Source organism: Bacillus sp. TH19 (genome assembly GCF_016651075.1).
GTDB lineage: Bacteria > Bacillota > Bacilli > Bacillales > Bacillaceae_G > Bacillus_A > Bacillus_A mycoides.
In genome coordinates, this window is the sequence record NZ_JAEKEO010000010.1 from 1,525,325 (window position 1) to 1,545,693 (window position 20,369).

Below are 20,369 nucleotides of genomic sequence, written 5' to 3' on the forward strand. Positions count from 1 at the left end.
ATCAATATGTGGAGGAATATCATAAATATCAAGTTCGATATACTATTTTTAATAGTCAGAAGGATTTAGATGCCTGGGTTCAGCAGGAAGCTGCAAAACCTTTCGATATCAATGAACAAGACTTATTTGATTTTGCTTTGTTCAAGTTACAAGATACTAAAGAAGGGGGATATTTCGTTAAGGTCCATCATATAATTTCTGATGGTTGGTCTATGAATCTTTTAACTGAACAGATTTGTAATGCATACACTCAAATTTTGAAAGGTGAAAAAATAACAGATCAGCTTAATAGTACCTATATGTATTGCCTTGAGAAGGAAGAATCTTATTTAACTTCAAAAAGATTTATGAAGGATAAAAATTTTTGGAATGAGAAGTTTAGTAAGCTCCCAATTGTGAAGCGGAAGAACGAAGTAGATTGTGCAAAGGCAAATAGAAAAACATATTCTTTAACAAATAATCAATCGGATGAAATTAAACAATTTGCTACTGGCATAAATGTTTCTGTGTACGCATTCTTTGTTGCCCTATATTATATTTACTTAAATAAAGTAAATGGGCAGGATGATTTAATTATTGGAATGCCTGTACTTAATCGAGCGGGGAAAAATGAAAAAAATATTGTGGGGATGTTAACAAGTACTATGCCATTTCGTCATACTGTTGATAGTGAAATGACAGTCTTAGATTTTATAAAAGGCATTAATCGTGAATTGGTTCGCTGTTATTATCATCAAAAATATCCATATGATGTATTGGTGAAAGATTTGGAATTAAAGAAAAAGGGATACGGTGATTTATTTGATACATGTATTAACTATTACAATACAAAACTTCCTACTGAAATTAATGGTACACCAATAGAAAATGAAGAATTTTACAATAGGAATCAGATTTATTCAATTCAATTGATTATTCGAGAATGGTCTAGATTAGGAGGATTTAATCTAGATATAGATTATAAGGATCATATGTATACAGAAAAGCAAATTGAACAAATGTATCTTGGAATCAGTCATTTACTGAATCAGATGTTGGAGTCGCCTAATAAAAAGTTGATGGAATTAGAAATTTTACCAGAAGATATGTGGAATAAATTGATATATGAATTTAATGCAACGAATAGGGAGTATCCAAAGGACAAGACAATCCATCAGCTTTTTGAAGAACAAGTAGAAAGGACACCAGATAGAGTTGCGATTTGCCTGGAAGATAAGGAACTTACGTATCGTGAATTGAATGATAGATCTAATCAATTAGCGAGATATATATTAAAGAAAAATGTAATAAAAGGTACAGTAATAGGAATATCAACTACGCATTCTCTAGAAACAATTATTGGAATTTTAGGAATTTTAAAAGCAGGAGCGGTATATTTACCTATTGATCCACAATATCCATCTGAACGGGTCAATTATATGATGCAAGATTCAGATATCAATATTCTGTTCACTAATTTTGATATTTCGCATCAATGGGATCTTTCTTTGTATGCGGTTGAGGTTATCCATATAAATGCAGCTCATATTTATATGGGAGATACTTCTAATATTAAAAATAGAAGTGAGCCGACTGACCTTGCTTACATCATATATACATCGGGTTCTACGGGAAACCCTAAAGGTACAATGATTGAACAGAAAGGATTGGTTAATTATATTTCCTGGGCAAATCAAGTATATGTAGGCGCAAGTGAAAATGAAGTTTTCCCATTGTATTCATCTCTTGCTTTTGATCTTACTGTTACAACTATATTTACCCCATTAATTAGTGGTAATCAGATTATTATTTATCCTGCTGATGCAAACGAATATGTATTATATAGAATATTTAAAGAAAAAAGCAAGTATTATTAAATTAACTCCATCTCACCTGTTTTTATTGAAAGATTCAGACTTTGTTGGGTGTTCAATTAAAAAAATTATTGTTGGTGGAGAAAATTTAACAGTAGACCTTGCCGCAAACATACAGAAAAAATTAGGTAGAGAAACAAAAATATATAATGAATATGGGCCCACAGAAACAGTTGTAGGATGTATGATTCATCAATTCGATATTGAAAAAGATAAAGGGGTATCTGTTCCTATTGGTGTACCTGCACAAAATATGAAAATATATGTGTTGGACTCCGAACTTCGCCCAGTACCAATGGGAGTTGTTGGAGAAATTTATATTTCTGGGGAAGGTGTTGCAAGAGGATATTTTAACAATCAGGATTTAACAAGAGAGAGATTTATTGTAAATCCATATTCGGCAAAAGAGCAGATGTATAAATCGGGTGATTTAGCTAGATTTATTGAAGGAGATAAGATTGAGTATTTGGGAAGGAAAGATGATCAAGTAAAAGTTCGTGGGTTCCGCATAGAACTAAAAGAAATCGAAATAAACTTGCAAAAATATCCGAGCATTAAGGAAGTGGTAGTGATTGATCAAGAGGATTATGATGGAAACCACTATCTTTGTGCCTACTATACTGAGAATGCTAAGGTGAAGACATCCGAACTATTTAGATTCTTAAAAGAGATCTTACCAGTTTATATGATTCCTTCGTATTTTATTGTGTTGAAAGAAATACCGTTGACGTTTAACGGAAAGCTGGATAGAGAGGCCTTGCCGAAACCTGAAGTTAAAATAGAGAAAAAAACTGAAGGTGAGATAGAAAGTGATTTAGTAGGTATTATACGTGAAGTATTAAATGTTGAAAAAGTAAGTATAAGAGACAACTTCTATCATCTAGGCGGGGATTCCATTAAAGCAATTCAAATTTCTTCTAAGATACGTGAGAAAGGGATTAAAATAAAAACAAAGGATATTTTGGCTAATCCAGTTATTGAAGATATGATTTTATATTTAGAAATGACTAGCACAAAAGAGCAGAAGAGTAATCAACAATGTGTTGGTAGTATTGAAACGATACCATCTATCTCATGGTTTTTTTCGCAAGATTTGAACAATATAAACCATTATACACAGTCAGTGTTAGTCAAAGTAAAGGATGACGTTGAGGTTGGGATACTTGAATCGGCATTTAGCTTATTAGTTTGTCATCACGACGCTTTTCGCTTGAATTACCGGATGGAAACGAAGGAATTATTTTATAATCAAAATAATTACAATAAAAAAATAAAAATAGAATCATTAGATTTATCTGAATTATCAAAAACAGAGCAAGGTATTCGTATTGCTAGTATTGGAGAAATATTGAAATCGAGCTTTAATATTGAAAATGAAATTCTTCTTAAAGTTTGTATATTTGATTTGGGCGATTTTGGTAAAAGATTATTAATGACAGCTCATCATTTAGCTGTTGATGGTATATCTTGGCGAATTATTTTTGAAGATATAAATCAATTATATAAACAGATAGAAAATAAGCAGAAAACTTCTTTGCCGCCAAAAGATAATTCGGTACAGGATTGGGCAATTGAGTTAAAGAGAATGAGTAAAAAAATTCCAGAATCAGAAAAGCGATACTGGGAGCATGTATATCAATATGAAGAGAATTCATTTAATGATTTTGATTTAGGATTGGATCGTATGGAATTTTGCGAGAAAATGATTAAGAAGTTAACAGAAGAAGAAACTATGCAGCTGTTACAAAAAGCAAATGAAGCTTATCGAACAAAAGGTAATGAACTAATGATTATAGCGCTATCATTGGTAATGGCTAAGTATATTAAAACAAATGATGTGATTATTGAAATTGAAGGGCATGGGCGTGAAGAATTAAATGATGAAATTGATGTATCGCGAACTATTGGATGGTTTACGAGCCTATTTCCAATTCGGTTACAATTTGAGGATGTAGATATATCACAACAAATTAAACAATTAAAAGAGCAATTGCGTAGCGTTCCAAGTAAAGGTCTAAATTATGGAGTTTTAAAGTATATTTCGAAGGAATTAAGTTCCGAATCTCGAAAGTATGTTCGTTTTAACTATTTAGGTGATTTTAATGCTACATTTTCCAATGGAATTTTTGAATTTGCGTATGAAAATTCCGGTCAAGATAACAGCAATAAAAATGAGATGGATTGTTTGCTAGATATCGTTGCGTATACAGTAGATAAAAAGTTGAATTTGTCGATTACGTATAGCAAAAACAAATTTAAACAAGAAACAATATCGCAATTTTTCATGGAGTATATGAATCAATTGAGAGATTTGATTCAACATTGTTGTCAGAGAAAACATGCTGAATTCACCCCATCTGATTTTGAAACGGCAAACCTCTCGAGTGAAGATCTTGAAAATATATTTAATATATGATAATAGAGAGGAGTCATTCAATCATGATGAGAGTAAAAATTGTTTTGATTACCCTTGTAATATTATTAAATGTACAGATGCTATTTGGGATTCAAATAGCAAATGCAGAGAATGATAGAATGTTTACGGAAAACGATAAAGAACAACTAGACTCGCTTATAAAAAAACAAATGCAAGAAGCCAAAATTCCTGGAATGTCAGTGATAGTAGTCAAAGGTGATCAAGCTGTATATAAAAAAAGTTTTGGCTATTCAAATCTTGAGACAAAGCAACGTGTAACGGAAAAAACATTATTTGAAATCGGCTCGAATAGTAAGGCGTTTACAGCTCTCGCAATATATCAACTTGTTCAAAAGGGGTTAATTGATTTAAAGGACCCTGTTAGCAAATATTTGCAGTGGTTTCAAATGATATATGAAGGTAATTATAAAGGACAACAACTTAATAAAAATGTTGAAATAACTCTTGAACAGCTTTTATATCATACGAGTGGGATCCCTTTTCATACCATTGGGGACATACCTATCTCAAATGACAATGATGCGTTGGAAAATACAGTTAGAGAAATATTAAATCAAAAATTGGAGACATATCCAGGAGAGCAATTCAATTATGCCAGTATTAACTACGATATTCTAGGATTAGTTATACAAAAAGTTACCAATCAATCTTTTGAACAATACGTTCAGAATAATATATTAAACCAATTTAATATGGGTAATACTTTTTTGTTTAGAAAAGATGTCGCTAAATATGATATGTCAAAGGGATATAAAATAGGTTTTTTAAAGCCTATAGAGTTTAATGCACCTATTTATCGAGGAAATACACCCGCAGGTTATTTTATCTCGAATAATGAAGACATGGAAAAGTGGCTTCGTATGCAGCTTGGGATATATGGACTAAGTGATAATCACCAAAAGGCAATTTATAGTACACATATACCAAACAGATCAGTTCCACCATCTGAGGATGGCTCTTCTTATGCCGGAGGGTGGCAAGTTTTTCAAAATGGTCCTGGTGAAATATCGCATGCAGGAAGTAATCCGAATTTCTCCTCTTTCGTTGTATTTCACCCTCAAGAGAAGTTAGGAGTTGCGGTGATGGCTAACATGAACTCCGATTACACTCAAAATATTGGCCAGGTTATTATGGACACACTTGTGGGGGAGAGTGTGGTGACAAACGGTAAAGATACGTATAAGAGTATTGATGCCTTTTCTGTTACTGTACTTTTGTTTATGGTTCCTTTTTCAATTATTACTCTATACTTCATTTTCATAGTTATGATTCAGGTGTATAAGAAAAAAAGGAAGTTGGAAAAAAATAAATTTAAAAGTATTTGTATTCCCTTTATAACGTTTCTGTTTGCGTTCTTAGCTGGGTATGCCCTTTATAAAATTCCATTTGTATTTTTCGGGAGACTTTCTTGGGATTTTGTTAATGTTTGGTTACCTATCAGTATGAGTTTTGCGGTATGGGCTACTTTAATTAGTATTGTACTGTTCTGCCTATATTTATCTTTAATAACTGTTTTTCCTTTGCATAATAAGAAAAATTTTTTTCCGATTTTTGTGTTGAGTGTAACCAGTGGTTTTGGAAATGCGATGATTATTTTTATTATTAATGAAGCTTTAACTAGAAGTAATTATTCAAGCAACAATAGTTTGTTTTTATATTTTTTGCTAGGAATTATTACTTATGTATTAGCGCAAAAATTGGTACGGACGCAGTTGATTACCATTACAAATAATCTGATTTATGAAAAAAGGACCCAGTTAATTAACGATATATTAAAAAATCCTTATGAAAAAATTGAAAAAATAGAGTCAGAAAGAATTCAAACCACCTTAAATAATGATACAGAAGCTATCAGTAATTATGCTGCCACCATAATTACTGGTTTGACTGATTCAATTACACTTTTATGTTGTTTGGTTTATTTGGGAGTAATTAATGTTTATGGACTGCTTGTTTCTATTGCAGTTATTTTGGTTGCAGCAGGTATGTATTATGTAGCTGGAAAATCAGCTAATAATCTTTGGGAACAAACAAGAAACATCCAAAACACTTTTTTTAGATATATAAACGATCTCATTGGCGGTTATAAAGAGTTAAGCATAGGAAAGTCAAAACGAGAAGAGTTTGGACAAGGGATGCAAGAGAGCTGTGAGGATTATAAGGATAAGCGGATTCAAGGTGGTCTTAAGTTTGCTAATGTTTTTATTATTGGTGAATTGCTGTTTGTTATGGTAATTGGGGCTGTTACATTTTTATTTCCGCTTTTATTTAAAGGGGTACAGAGTGAGTTTTTAAGAAGCTATGTTTTTGTTTTTCTTTATATGACAGGACCTCTACATAGTATACTCAATACTATCCCTAATGCGATTCAAATGAAAATTAGTTGGAAGAGAATAAATGATTTTTCAAGGTATTTAAAAACCGAAACTAATAAGACAGACGTAAACAGTACTTTGATACCTCAAAGTAAAATAAACATGGAGATTAAAGAGCTAGTATATCAATACGAAAGTGAACATGGAGAACCTTTTCAAGTTGGGCCAATTAATTTTGAACTTAAATCAGGAGAGGTTGTATTTATAACCGGTGGCAATGGTAGTGGTAAATCAACTCTTGCTAAACTAATTACAGGTTTGTATTCTGCAAATAGCGGAAACATATTTGTTAACAATCAAGAAATAAATCAGGAACAGTTAAGAGAGCTATATTCCGCAATATTTAGTGATTTTTATTTGTTTACAAAAGTCTATGGTATTGACTATAGCTCAAAGGAAGAAGAAATAAAAAAATATTTGAAAATATTACGCATCGATGAAAAAGTACAAATTCAAAATGGAGAATTTAGTACAACTAAACTTTCAACAGGACAACGAAAAAGACTAGCACTATTAATTAGCTATTTAGAGGATAAATCTATTTATCTATTTGATGAATGGGCGGCAGATCAAGACCCTGAATTTAGACATTTTTTCTATACAGAACTATTGGCTGAATTAAAGGAAAAAGGAAAAGCTATCATTGCTATTACTCATGATGATAGGTATTTTCATATCGCGGATAAAGTTATCAAGATGGAAAGAGGAGAAATTATAGAAAATATGAAGAAGCATAATTATTTAGATTCATTTGATTGTCTCAAGGAGGAGCTCAATGATGATAAAATTGGATAAACAAAATTTGGAAGATATTCTTGGTTTAACACCAATACAGGAAGGGTTGTTATTTCACTACTTAAAAAATCCTCAAAGTGATGAGTATTTTGAACAGATATGTTTGGGGATTTTAGGTAGAGTTGATGCAGGATTGTTTAAGAAAGCTTGGGACGCGGTTGTCCAAACAAATGAGCAGTTACGTACACTATTTCGTTGGGAAAAAGTGAAAACTCCTGTTCAAATAGTATTGAAAGAACATACCCCTCATATTAAAATAATTGATCTTACACACAAGAGTGAAAGTGAAAAAAATATTTTACTAGAAGAGATAAAAGTTAAAGATCGTGAAAAAAAGTTTAATCTTCGAGAAATACCATTCAGGGTTACTTTGTGCATATTAGCAGAAGAAAGACATGAAATGATTATAAGTAATCATCATATTATATATGATGGCTGGAGTAATGGAATTATTTTAAAAGAATTCCTAAACGCATATCGATGCCTTAGTGAATCAGAAACTTACAATCTGCCTACTAAAAAAAAATATAAAGATTTTATTAAATATATTCAAAAACAGGATAAAGAAGGGCAGAAAGCATTTTGGCAAGAGTATTTAAAAGGATTTAACTCGCAAAATAGATTGGAAGTAACAAAAAAGAAACATAAATCAATTCGAAAAGATCATCAGTATCGTATTCAATTTTCAAGGGATAAGTTGGAAGGATTTGCGAAGGGAAATGAAGTTACTCTTGCCGCCCTTGTTTATAGTTTATGGGGAATTGTGCTACAAAAGAATCATAATATCGATGACATTATTTTTGGCGCAACTATTTCGGGTAGAGCAGGAACATTTAATGGGATTGAAGAAATGGTAGGCCTATTTATAAATACAGTTCCATTAAGAGTTAAAAAGGATTCTGGCGAAACATCTATAGAACTTATCAAAAAGTTAAATAAGACATTGCAGGATTGGGAATTGTATGGGACATCATCTTTAGTAGATATAAAAAAATATAGTGAATTGGATACGGAAATCGACCTTTTTGATACTATTGTTGTTTTTGAAAACTACCCTTTAGATCAGACGATACTGAAAAACAAAAATAGAATCGCTTTGAACTCATATTCCACCTTTGAAATGACTAATTATGGCTTATCTATTAGTATAAGTTTGCACAAAGATATTGAGATATGTTTCAGTTACAACGAACAATTATATGAATTATCTAAAATTGAGCGTTTAGCTCAGCATTTTACTATAATTGCAGAAGCAGTCATAAAAAATCCTCATAAAAAAATAGAAGAGATTGATATCGTATCTATTGAAGAGAAAAACAAATCCTTTTGGAATTTAATAATACTCGTAAAACATATTCACATCAGTTGACGATTAGTCAGTTGTTTGAGCAACAAGCGATGAAAACCCCAGATAATGTTGCGATTGTATATAAAAATAGGACTATGACTTATGAAGAATTAAATGACATATCCAATAACTTATCAAATGAACTGCTTAGAAAAGGAGTGAAAAAGGGTGAGATTATTGGAATCATGACGGATCCATCAATTGAAATGCTAATAGGGATAATTGCTATTTTAAAAGTCGGAGCTGCATACTTGCCAATTGATCCAGAATATCCAGAGTCAAGGAAAATGTATATGATACAGGATAGTCAAACAAAGTTCATATTGACCAGTAAGGATGTAATTAATAAAAACGACTATGTAATTGGAAAATTCAACAATGATTGTATTTTTATATTGGATAATAGTAGAAAAATTTCGGGTGAGACTCTTCTACCAAAAGTAAACCTTAGTCCGAATGATTTATTTACGGTTTTGTATACTTCAGGTACTACAGGAAAACCTAAAGGTGTAATGATAGAAAATCGAAATGTTGTTAATCTTGTTCAGTGGTTTGGAAAAACATTTAATATAACGGAAAAAACAAATCTATTGCAACTAACAAATTATGTGTTTGATCCGAGTATTGAGGATTTTTTCGGTACATTACTTTATGGAGCGACATTACATATAGCCGAAAAGAATTTAATTTTAAATAAGGAGCATTTTTGTGATTATGTTGATCAACATGAAATTCATATTATTAATTTCATACCGACTGTATTAAAAGAATTATTATGTCATGATCGCAAATTGCAGAGTTTACACACAGTTATTTCAGGTGGAGAAAGACTAGAAGAATCATTAAAAGACGCACTGATTGATAGAGGATATAAATTATATAATAATTATGGTCCAGCAGAAACGACAGTGGATGCTTTAAGTATTGAATGTTCAGAAAATACCATCTCTTTAGGGCGGCCGATTTCAAATGTTAGATGTTATATATTAGATAAAGATAAAAATATTAGTCCAATAGGTGTTCCTGGTGAGTTGTATATTGCTGGAGACGGTGTAGGAAGAGGGTATTTGAATCTACCAGAATTTACAAATGAAAAGTTTATGAATGATCCCTTTAATCCAAATGATCGTATGTATAAAACAGGGGACTTAGGAAGATGGCTTCCAAACGGAGAAATCGAGTTTCTTGGAAGAGAGGATCATCAGGTGAAAATCAGAGGGTATCGGATTGAACTTTCAGAAATTCATAATTTAATATTAAAAAGGAACTACATTGAAGATGTTGCTGTAATTGATTGGGAAATTAATAATGGGAAAAAAGTTATCTGTGCATATATCGTTTCCCATGTTCAGGTTAACATGGAGGAACTTAAGGGATTTTTAGCAAAAGAATTACCAGATTATATGCTTCCGTCATACTATATTCAGCTAGAGAGTCTGCCCTTAACTTCCATAGGAAAGCTTGATCGAAGGAACTTACCAGCTCCTCAAATTCATACTTATAAAGGTTACGTTGCTCCAAAAAATAAAGTTCAAGAAGAACTAGTAGAGGCATGGTCTGCAGTATTGGGTCTACATCAGGGGGAAATTGGTATACATGATAACTTCTTCGAGTTGGGAGGAGACTCAATTTTAAGTATTCAAATAGTAGGTAAAGCGCTTCAAAAGGGTATAGAGATTACCGTGAGTCAGATGTTTGAGAACCAAACGATAGCAGAACTGGCGGATTGTATTGCAGATATTAAAGAAAGCTATAGTGAAGATCAAATAGAAGAACCTGAGACTGGAGAAGTGCTTCTTACACCGATTCAAAAGTGGTTTTTTGAGCAAGATTTGGAAAATTATCATCATTGGAATCAATCTGTGCTATTGGAAACACGAGCAGGTATAAATCCGACTTTGTTGCATGAAAGTTTTCGTATACTTACAAATTATCATGATAGTTTTAGGCTCCGTTATTATCAAAGGGCTGGAGAATGGATTCAAGTTTATTCAGAGTCCGATGAGAATGTGTTATTTGAATTACATGATTTTAATAATAGTCATATGCATGAAATTTTATCAAAATTGCAGTATGAATTAAACATTACAGATGGGCCATTAATTAAAGTTGCATATTTTGATTCTGGGGATCAGGAAAAAGGAAGGTTGTTTATAACAGTACATCATCTTGTAATAGATGGATATTCATGGCGACTTATGCTGGACACTCTACAGATGATATATGAACAGCTTACAAATAGTGGCTCTGTTCAACTTCCAGTGAAAGGCCTCTCTTTTAAAAAATGGTCTGAGCATCTCTATGAATATGCTTATTCCAATCAATTAAAAGATGAACTTGCTTTTTGGAAGAACAATGTCCCTTCTTCTGTAAATACTATACCTATTGACATGGAAGGGGGGAGAAATGATGAAAACTCTGCTCGTACACTTTCTTTTATGTTGACGGAGAAAGAAACAAAGTATTTACTGCATGACACGTATCAATTATTTAAAATGAGAATTGATGATATTCTGCTTTCCGCACTTTCTAGTACATTAGCAAATTGGAGTGGTGAAACACTAGTTGATTTGGAGGGCCATGGTAGGAATCCTTTGTTAAAAGAGTACGACACTTCAAGAACTGTAGGATGGTTTACTTGTGTATATCCTATTGTTATGGGCGACATTGAAAAAGAGAAGGGCATAGCAGAAATATTGAAGCAAGTAAAAGAGCGGTATCGTGCTATACCAAATGGTGGAATTGGTTATGAAATTTTATATTACTTAGCAGAGAAAGAGATGCGAGGGCAAATTTCGTCTAGGAAAAGGGCACAAATAAGTTTTAATTATTTAGGACAGTTCGAACAAGCAATTAAAAAACAGCAGTTATTTAATATATCGGATGTGAATACAGGACCAACCCGTGATTTGAATGGAATTAGAAGTCACTTGCTTGAAATTGAATGTATGATCGTTGATAAAAAATTATGTGTAGAATGGAAATATAGTGCGAATAGTCATTTGGTTGAAACCATCCAAGGCTTGGCAAAGGACTTTGTCAACAATTTGAAGAATATAATTGACCACTGTCAAACAAAAGAAGGTACATATTTGACGCCTTCAGATTTCCCACTTGTCTCCATAGATCAAAAGAAAATTGATGAATGGATTGAGGTATATAAAAATATAGAAGATATATACATGCTTTCACCTGTACAACAAAGTATGGTTTTTCATCATATCTATTCACCAAAATCGTCAGTAACTGTGGAGCAAACAATATTTTCAATAAAATCAAAACTAGATATTGAGATATTTGAAAAGGCTTGGCAAAAACTTTTAGATAGACATGAAAGTTTAAGAACATCATATCATTGGGAAGGGCTAGAAGAACCTGTACAGATTGTTCATAAAGATTTAAAAATTCCTTTTCAAGTTTTAGATTGGACAAATTTTTCGAAATCTGAAGGATTGCAAAAGTTAGAACAACTTATTGAGGAAGATCGTAAGAAGGGATTCGACCTTTCAAAACCACCACTTATGAGAATTTTGGTCATTAAGCAAGAAGAGTATGCCTATGATGTAGTATGGACGCATCATCACCTTCAGTTAGATGGTTGGTGTAATAGCATCCTCTTTAAGGAACTGGGTCAGTGTTATGAAGCATTATGTGTTGACGAAAAGATAACATTTGGACATGTATATTCATTTAAAGATTATATCGACTGGTTACGTAGGCAAGACAAGAAGAAAGCGGAACAATTTTGGAGAACCGAGTTAGATGGATTTAAAACACCTATACGATTCAATAATATTTTTCCTGCAAAAAATTCAAATCAGTTATCTGCTTTTGGAGATGTAGTATACGAAGTATCTGAAGACAAACAGCAGATAATTCAAGACTTTACTAGAAAGAATCGGATTACACTAAATACTATGATTCAGGGGGCTTGGGCAATTCTTTTAAATCGCTACTCCCAAGAAACAGATATTATTTTTGGGGTAACTTCATCAGGGCGTCCGGCTGAGTTAGAAGGTTCGGATTCAATAATTGGTTGCTTTATGAATACTCTTCCTTTTAGGGTAAAGATAAATAAAAATGTAAATTTGATTAAATGGCTTAAAGATGTACAACTGAAGCAGGTTGAAATGCGTCAATATGAATATACCTCACTCGTTGATATAAGAAGTTGGATTGATATGCCAAGAAGCTCTGCCTTATATGATTTGTATGAGAGTATTGTAATTGTTGAAAACTATCCATTCGATGTGAAATTGAAAGACGGAATTGGTTCATTACAAGTGAAATCAGTACGTATAGATGAACAAATGGATTATCCTTTGGTTGTTTATTGTAATCTACAACCAAAGCTTCAATTGAAGCTACTATTCAATAGTTCCTTTTTAAATGAAACAGAAGCAAATCAGATACTTTCACATTTAATCAATATTTTGTGGGAAATGCTTGTTAGCGAAGATGGTAAGTTAGAGAATATCTCAATGATTTCCGAAAAAGAACTTACACATATTTTAAGTGATAATAATTCTACTTCATTGGATTATCCTAAGAATCAATGTTTTCAGGATTTATTTACTGATCAAGTAAAATTAAATTTAAACAAACCTGCTGTTATACAGGGGAATGAAAGTTTATCTTACACAGAATTAGATATACTTTCAAACCAGTTAGCGCATAAGCTCATTAAATTAGGAGTAGGGCCTGAAATACCTGTGGGAGTGTATGTTGAACGTTCACCTAAAATGATTGTAGGAATTTTAGCTGTTTTAAAAGCTGGTGGAGCTTTTCTACCTATAGATATGGATTATCCTGGCGAAAGAATAAATTTGATGTTGAAAGATGCCCAAGTACCTATATTACTCACCCAAAATAATTTACAGTCGAAGATTAGAGATTATCAGGGGCATACCGTTTGTCTTGATATAGAATGGGATTCAGTGCTCGAAGAACCAAAAAACCAACCGAGTGTTAGAATTGAACCCCAGAATTTGGCATATATCATCTATACTTCGGGTTCTACTGGTCGACCAAAAGGTGTAATGATGTCTCATGAAGCAGTTGTAAGCCACTCCATTGATATTTGCAAACGTTATGAGCTGACACCGGAGGATCGTGTTCTTCAGTTTTCTTCGATAAGTTTTGATATTTCACTTGAACAGATTTTTACAACACTAGCTGCAGGAAGTTCTCTTGTTTTGCGTGATAAGAATATATGGACTCCTTATCAGTTTTCTCAGAAATGTGTTGAACTTGGACTCTCAGTTGTTAATCTACCTACAAATTATTGGGGCGAAATTGTACAAGAATGGTATACAAGACCAGAAATAATTCCAGATAGTAACCTCAGACTCGTCATAGTTGGTGGGGAACAAATGCCAGCGGAGAAAGTAGGGATGTGGGAACAGTTACCTTTAGAAGATATTATTTTGTTAAATGCATATGGACCTGCTGAAACGGCGATGACAAGTACTTTATATGAAGTGTCTGGAAAAAGAACTAAAAGTGCCGACTTAAAAGTTATTCCCGTGGGAAAACCACTTGCTAACAGGCGCATTTATATCCTTGATGAGAACATGCACCCTTTGCCGATTGGAGTGAAGGGGGAAATATTCATAGGTGGCATACCTTTAGCTAGAGGTTATATTAACAATTCTAAGTTGACGAAGGATAAGTTTATTCGAGATCCGTATTATCATAATTATGGAAAAATGCTTTATAAAACAGGAGATATGGGGAAATTACTTTGCGATGGTAACATTGAGGTTCTGGGGCGGAAGGATGACCAAACAAAAATACGAGGGCATCGAATTGATATAGGAGAGATTGAAGTTGTTTTAAACAAATGTGATAACATAAAAAACTCTATAGTTGTCGTGAAGAATGGAGTAGCAAATGATAAGTATCTTGTTGCATTCTATGATTCCCCCTCACATGGTACAAATAATCAATGCAGTATAAGGGGTTTTTTGCGGAAGAAACTTCCTGAATATATGATTCCTTCTTATTTTATTCAACTAGGAAGCCTTCCGCTCAGTCCGAATGGAAAAATTGATCGGAAGTCCCTAGAAAATATGGAGATTAAAGTACAGTTTGATGAAGAGTATCAAAAATCTTATAATACGATACAACAAAAACTTGTAAGTATTTGGAGAAAGATACTGGGAACTGATGGTGTAGGCATTAATCATCATTTCTTTGAAATTGGGGGACAATCATTAAAAGCAATAACACTTGTTTCTGAAATTCATAGGGAATTTGAAGTTGAACTTCCACTAGGAAATATATTTACATTTCCTACTATTAAGGAATTGGCTGTAATCATTGAAGAAATGATGGGGAAAAAAGAAACATATGAAGCGATTCGTCTAGCACCACCACAGGAGTATTATGAAGTCTCTCCAGCACAAAAAAGTATGTATATTGTTAGTCAATTGAATGGTGCATCTACAAACTATAATATTACCGGAGCAGTATTTCTTGAAGGGGAAGTTAATATAGTACAGATAGAAAAGGCATTGCAAGCTTTAATTAATCGCCATGAAAGCTTGCGAACATCATTTAAACAAGTACAAGGGAAAATAGTTCAAAAAATCCATCAGAATCCTGAATGGAATATGCAACACTTGTATGCAGATGAACAAAATTTTGAGAGTGTTGTTGAAACATTTATTAGACCATTTGATTTAGAGAAAGGGCCCTTGTTCAGAGCAGCAATTGTGGAGGTGCTACCATCATCGAAATATTTGCTTGTTTATGATATGCACCATATTATATCCGATGGTTTATCAATGGGAATTTTAATTAGAGAGTTTGCATCTCTTTATCAAAAAAATAATTTGCCAGACGTAAGAATTCAATACAAAGATTTTTCAAACTGGCAAAACAAAATGATAGAATCCGGGAACTGGAAACTAAAAGAACTGTACTGGCTTGAAATATTTTCAAAAGAAATACCATTACTCAATTTACCAACTGATTATCCAAGGTTAGATGAGCCAATGTTTGAAGGTGATGTAGTTCAATTTAATTTGGATGCATATTATACATCTAAATTAAATGAAATCTCAAGCCGAAAAGGAGCTACTCTGTACTCATTATTACTTTCGGCATTCAATATACTACTGTTTAAATATAGCGGACAAGAAGACATTATAATTGGAAGCCCGGTAGCAGGAAGACTGAATTCTGAATTAGAAAATGTGGTAGGTATGTTTGTTAATACACTTGCGCTCAGAAATTATCCTACTTCAGAGAAACGGTTTGAGGATTTTTTGAAAGAAGTTGCAAGCCACACACTTCAAGCTCTCGAACATCAGGAATATTCATTTGAGATGCTCGTTGATAAGCTACAATTGCGAAAAAATGTGAATCGTCATCCTCTGTTTGATGTGATGTTTGCTTTTGAAAATGTTGATGCAGTAAGGGCGGAAATAGGTGATTTTGAAATTAAACCGTACGAGTATACGAATCGTACATCTAAATTTGATTTAGAGCTGAAAGTAACTGAGCAGGATGGACAACTTCGTTTTATATTTGAATATAGTACAGGTTTGTTCCGTAAAGAAACGATAGAACGAATGGCGGAACATTTCGTTAAAATTATTGATACTATCATAGAGGACATTACTATTCCAATTGAGGAAATTGATCTAGTAACCATGAAAGAAAAAAATAGAATAGGTGTTTTTAATAATACTGATACTTTGTATCCAGAAGAAAAAACGATTAAACGTATATTTGAAGAACTGGTGGAAAAACATCCGAATCGTACTGCTGTAGTGTTTGGACAGAGAACAATAACTTATAAGGAATTAAATGATAAAGCAAATCAATTAGCTAAACACTTGATTAAGAAGGGGGCAGGAAGTGATACAGTAATCGCTTTATTAGCTGAGCCTTCTATTGAAATGATCATTGGACTATGGAGTATTATTAAAAGCGGGGCAATTTATTTACCTCTTGATCCGGAGTTTCCATTAGAACGAATAAATAGCATGATTGAAGACAGTGATACAATTCTTCTTTTGACTCAGTCTCACTTAGTAACTTCTAATGATTTTACTTGTGAGGTTATGGAATTGGAAGATAAGAGCTTATTTTTTGAATGTCCTTCAAATATAGAGGAAAGAAGTACAGTTGATAATCCAATATATATTATTTATACATCTGGTACCACTGGGCTCCCAAAAGGGGTACCGATTAAGAATCAAAGCTTGGTAAATTATATTTCATGGTTCACACGAGAAGCAAGTATAACGTATAGGGATAAAACACTACTATTATCTTCCTTTGCATTTGATTTAGGATATACAAGTTTGTATACAGCTTTATTAAATGGGGGTGAGTTACATTTAGTTCCAAAAGAACATTATATGCTCCCAGAAACCCTTATCACATATTTGAAAGAGAAAAAGATAAGTTATATAAAACTGACTCCTTCACTATTTAATTATTTAGTTAACCATCGTATGGTTGAAGATTATGAGAATTGCATGGCGCTAAGGTTAATCGTATTGGGCGGTGAAGAAGTGAAGTCGGCTGATATTAGTAAGTTTAATAGGGTGTATCCGCAAACTGTAATTATGAATCACTATGGACCTACAGAAACTACTATTGGCGCTCTATTTCACAAATTTAATGCTACTGATTTTGACCTTGTATCCAAGGGAACGGTTATTGGAAAGCCAGTAGATAACACGAAAATATTCATTTTGGATAGAGGTCAAAAACTTGTTCCACTTGGAATGGCTGGTGAAATTTGTATCGGGGGAGTAGGAGTGACAGAAGGTTATTTGAATCAAATTGATTTAAATAGCGAAAAGTTTATTACGGTTTCACCTTTGGGACATGAAAAAATCAAACTCTATAGAACGGGAGACTTAGGGAGGCTCACATGCCATCAAGAAGTAGAATTTCTCGGAAGAATTGACAATCAATTAAAAATTCGAGGATATAGAGTGGAGTTAGAAGAAATAAATTCAGTACTGTTGCAACACGATATGATACTTGATGCAATTGTTGTTCCAAAAAAAGATAAAGAAAATAATAATATACTATGTGCTTATATTGTGTTGAAAGAGAATGAGAATGGGTGGGGAATAAGGGAATACCTTTCAAGTAAGATTCCTTACTACATGATGCCCTCTATCTTTATTAAGTTAGATAGAATTCCTTTGACTTCAAATGGTAAGCTAAATGTTAAAGCACTCCCAGAAATTAAGGATGAATTATTGATAAAAACTAATTATGAACTGCCTGAGGATCCAATTGAAAAAACTGTTGCACAAATGTGGGAAGAAACTCTTAATGTTAAGCAAATTAGTATGAATGACTCGTTTTTTGAAATGGGTGGAAACTCATTGTCGTTAATGCTTTTAATGGCAGAAATTCACAAAAAGTTTAGTGTAGATATATCGTTAAGAGAAGCGTTTAAAGCACCAACAGTAAGAGGTATAAGTAAGCATATAAAGAAAAGATCTGAAAGTAAGTATGTGTCATTACAACCTGTGGAAAAGTGCGAATATTACGACCTTTCTTCAGCTCAGAAAAGGATATATACACTACAACAGATGGAAGGGATTGGAACTAGTTACAATATGCCAAGAGCAACCTTACTAGAAGGTGAAATCAATCTGGATAAATTGGAAAAAGCTTTTTGTGAGATTGTAAAGAGACATGAGGCATTTCAAACATCTATTGAAGTAGTAGATGGTGTGCCCAAACAACGAATTCAGGGAGAAGTGGATATAGAAATTAGTTATTCTGTTTTAGATGAACATTTATGTTCTAATCCATCAAGTAAGCTGAATGTCGAACTGGAAAATATAATTGATGAATTTATTGAACCGTTCGACTTAAGTAAAGCCCCTTTAGTAAGAGTTAAGATCATTCGCTTAAGTAGTCATAAACATGTGCTCTTAACAGATATGCACCATTTGATTTCAGATGGATATTCAGTCAATATTTTACTGCAGGAGTTATCAGAATTATATCAAGGAAAACTGTTACAGGAAAACCCTATTCAATATAAAGAATTCGTTTATTGGCAGAATGAGTTTTTAAAGACAAGTGCTGCAAGTATACAAGAAAAATATTGGTTAGATGTACTTTCAGGGGATCTTCCAGTATTAGATATGCCTACGGATTTTCCTAGACCAATTATACAAAGCTTTGAAGGAAATAGTTTTATTTTTGAAGGAGGAAATGAATTAAAGCAACGTTTAGACAATTTATGTTTAGAAACAGATACGACATTGTACATGATTTTGTCTGCAGCTTATAGTATTTTGTTATCAAAATGTTCCTCGCAGCACGATATAATTGTAGGAATGCCTATTTTAGGGCGGACACATTCTGATTTGAAAAATATCATTGGTATGTTTGCAAATACTATTGCAATTAGAAGTTTCCCTATTGAGAAAAAAAACTTTACGGAATTTTTGTCAGAGATTAAAGAACAGTTAATTAAAGCGTATGATAATCAAGATTACCAGTTTGATATGATTATTGATAAGTTAAAAATTAAGAGAGACTTAGGGAGAAACCCTATATTTTCTACAATGTTAGCTTTTCAAGAATCTCAAATCAATGAAAGTATAATGGGGAATTTGAAAATGACGCCTGTTCAATATAGAAATAAAATTTCGAAATTTGATTTAACCTTATTTGTAGAAAAAGGAAAAAAAGAGTTGTTTTTTGAATTTGAATATGCGAGTAGTTTGTATAGAATGGAAACTATAAAAAAATTAGCGGAGAATTTTTTAGGTATCTTAGACACGATTAGTTCAAATAAAGAAATAAAATTAGAAAATATTGAGATTGAAGGGTTAGTAATCGAGAATACAGAAATTGAAAATGTCAAATTTAATTTTTAAGATAGATAAGATATTGGTTATTGAGGCTATTCCTAATATGATACTTTAGGAATAGCCGTTTCATATAAATGCATTCTTTAAATATCTATAATAAATAAAAGGATATATTGTATAGAAAAGGTTAGCTTTTAATTATAATTAAAACGATGATATAGAAGTGGCGATATAAAGGGAGTTCTCTATCATGGAGAGACTTAAAGAAGTGTTTCATTTTGTTTAGGATAGCGGTATCGTAGTTCATGATCTAGATAGTTATACGTTTTTACGAAAAGGTTTGGTAAGGAACAGTAATAGAGCGTTACGTAAGTGAGGTGCTAGGTGTGGAAGGAGAAGTAGCTGGATGGTGATAGAATTGAATTACTTACACCAACGAATACTATACCTTCTCCAATGGCACGATTTATAAATAAAAAGGTGTTACGTAATAACGTAACACCTTTTTATTTATGTATTTCACATTTTCTTCACAAATGATTCACGAGAACTTTTCTTCTTAGGAAACTTACATAAATATATTTTATGATATAATAACAATCGACTTTAAAAATGTAAGTTGTTTTAATTAAAGTAGCTGCTATTATATTAGAAGCTTAAAGGTGGGGAGAAAGAAAGCGTCATGTTGTATAAAAAAATACTTAATCAGGTTAATATTTCGTCAGGAAATTAAGCTAGGAAGTATAAAGTAAT

5 protein-coding genes are annotated in these 20,369 nt (G+C 32.6%); all 5 read left to right on the forward strand.

Going from position 1 to position 20,369, the window contains the following annotated elements; translation table 11 throughout:
• The first annotated feature begins 8 nt into the window (after positions 1-8).
• The 5 genes from JFU54_RS30270 to JFU54_RS25540 are packed head-to-tail and all read left to right on the forward strand — an operon-like array spanning position 9 to position 19,682.
• Positions 9-1,856 (forward strand): condensation domain-containing protein, encoded by a 1,848-nt coding sequence (locus JFU54_RS30270; RefSeq protein WP_307838314.1) that lies wholly within the window; start codon positions 9-11, stop codon positions 1,854-1,856.
• Positions 1,801-4,269: a condensation domain-containing protein gene (locus JFU54_RS30125; RefSeq protein ID WP_277956420.1), complete on the forward strand. Its 2,469-nt coding sequence runs from the start codon at positions 1,801-1,803 to the stop codon at positions 4,267-4,269. The genes JFU54_RS30270 and JFU54_RS30125 overlap by 56 nt, the downstream gene beginning before the upstream one ends.
• 23 nt (positions 4,270-4,292) lie before the next feature.
• Complete coding sequence (locus JFU54_RS25535) at positions 4,293-7,460, forward strand: cyclic peptide export ABC transporter (protein ID WP_201066868.1); 3,168 nt, start codon at positions 4,293-4,295, stop codon at positions 7,458-7,460.
• Complete coding sequence (locus tag JFU54_RS29905; RefSeq protein ID WP_242489449.1) at positions 7,444-8,829, forward strand: condensation domain-containing protein; 1,386 nt, start codon at positions 7,444-7,446, stop codon at positions 8,827-8,829. Before JFU54_RS25535 ends, JFU54_RS29905 begins: the two co-directional genes overlap by 17 nt.
• Entirely contained in the window at positions 8,787-19,682 is a 10,896-nt protein-coding gene (locus JFU54_RS25540; protein ID WP_242489450.1) for a non-ribosomal peptide synthetase, read from the forward strand. The genes JFU54_RS29905 and JFU54_RS25540 overlap by 43 nt, the downstream gene beginning before the upstream one ends.
• Positions 19,683-20,369: the final 687 nt, after the last annotated feature.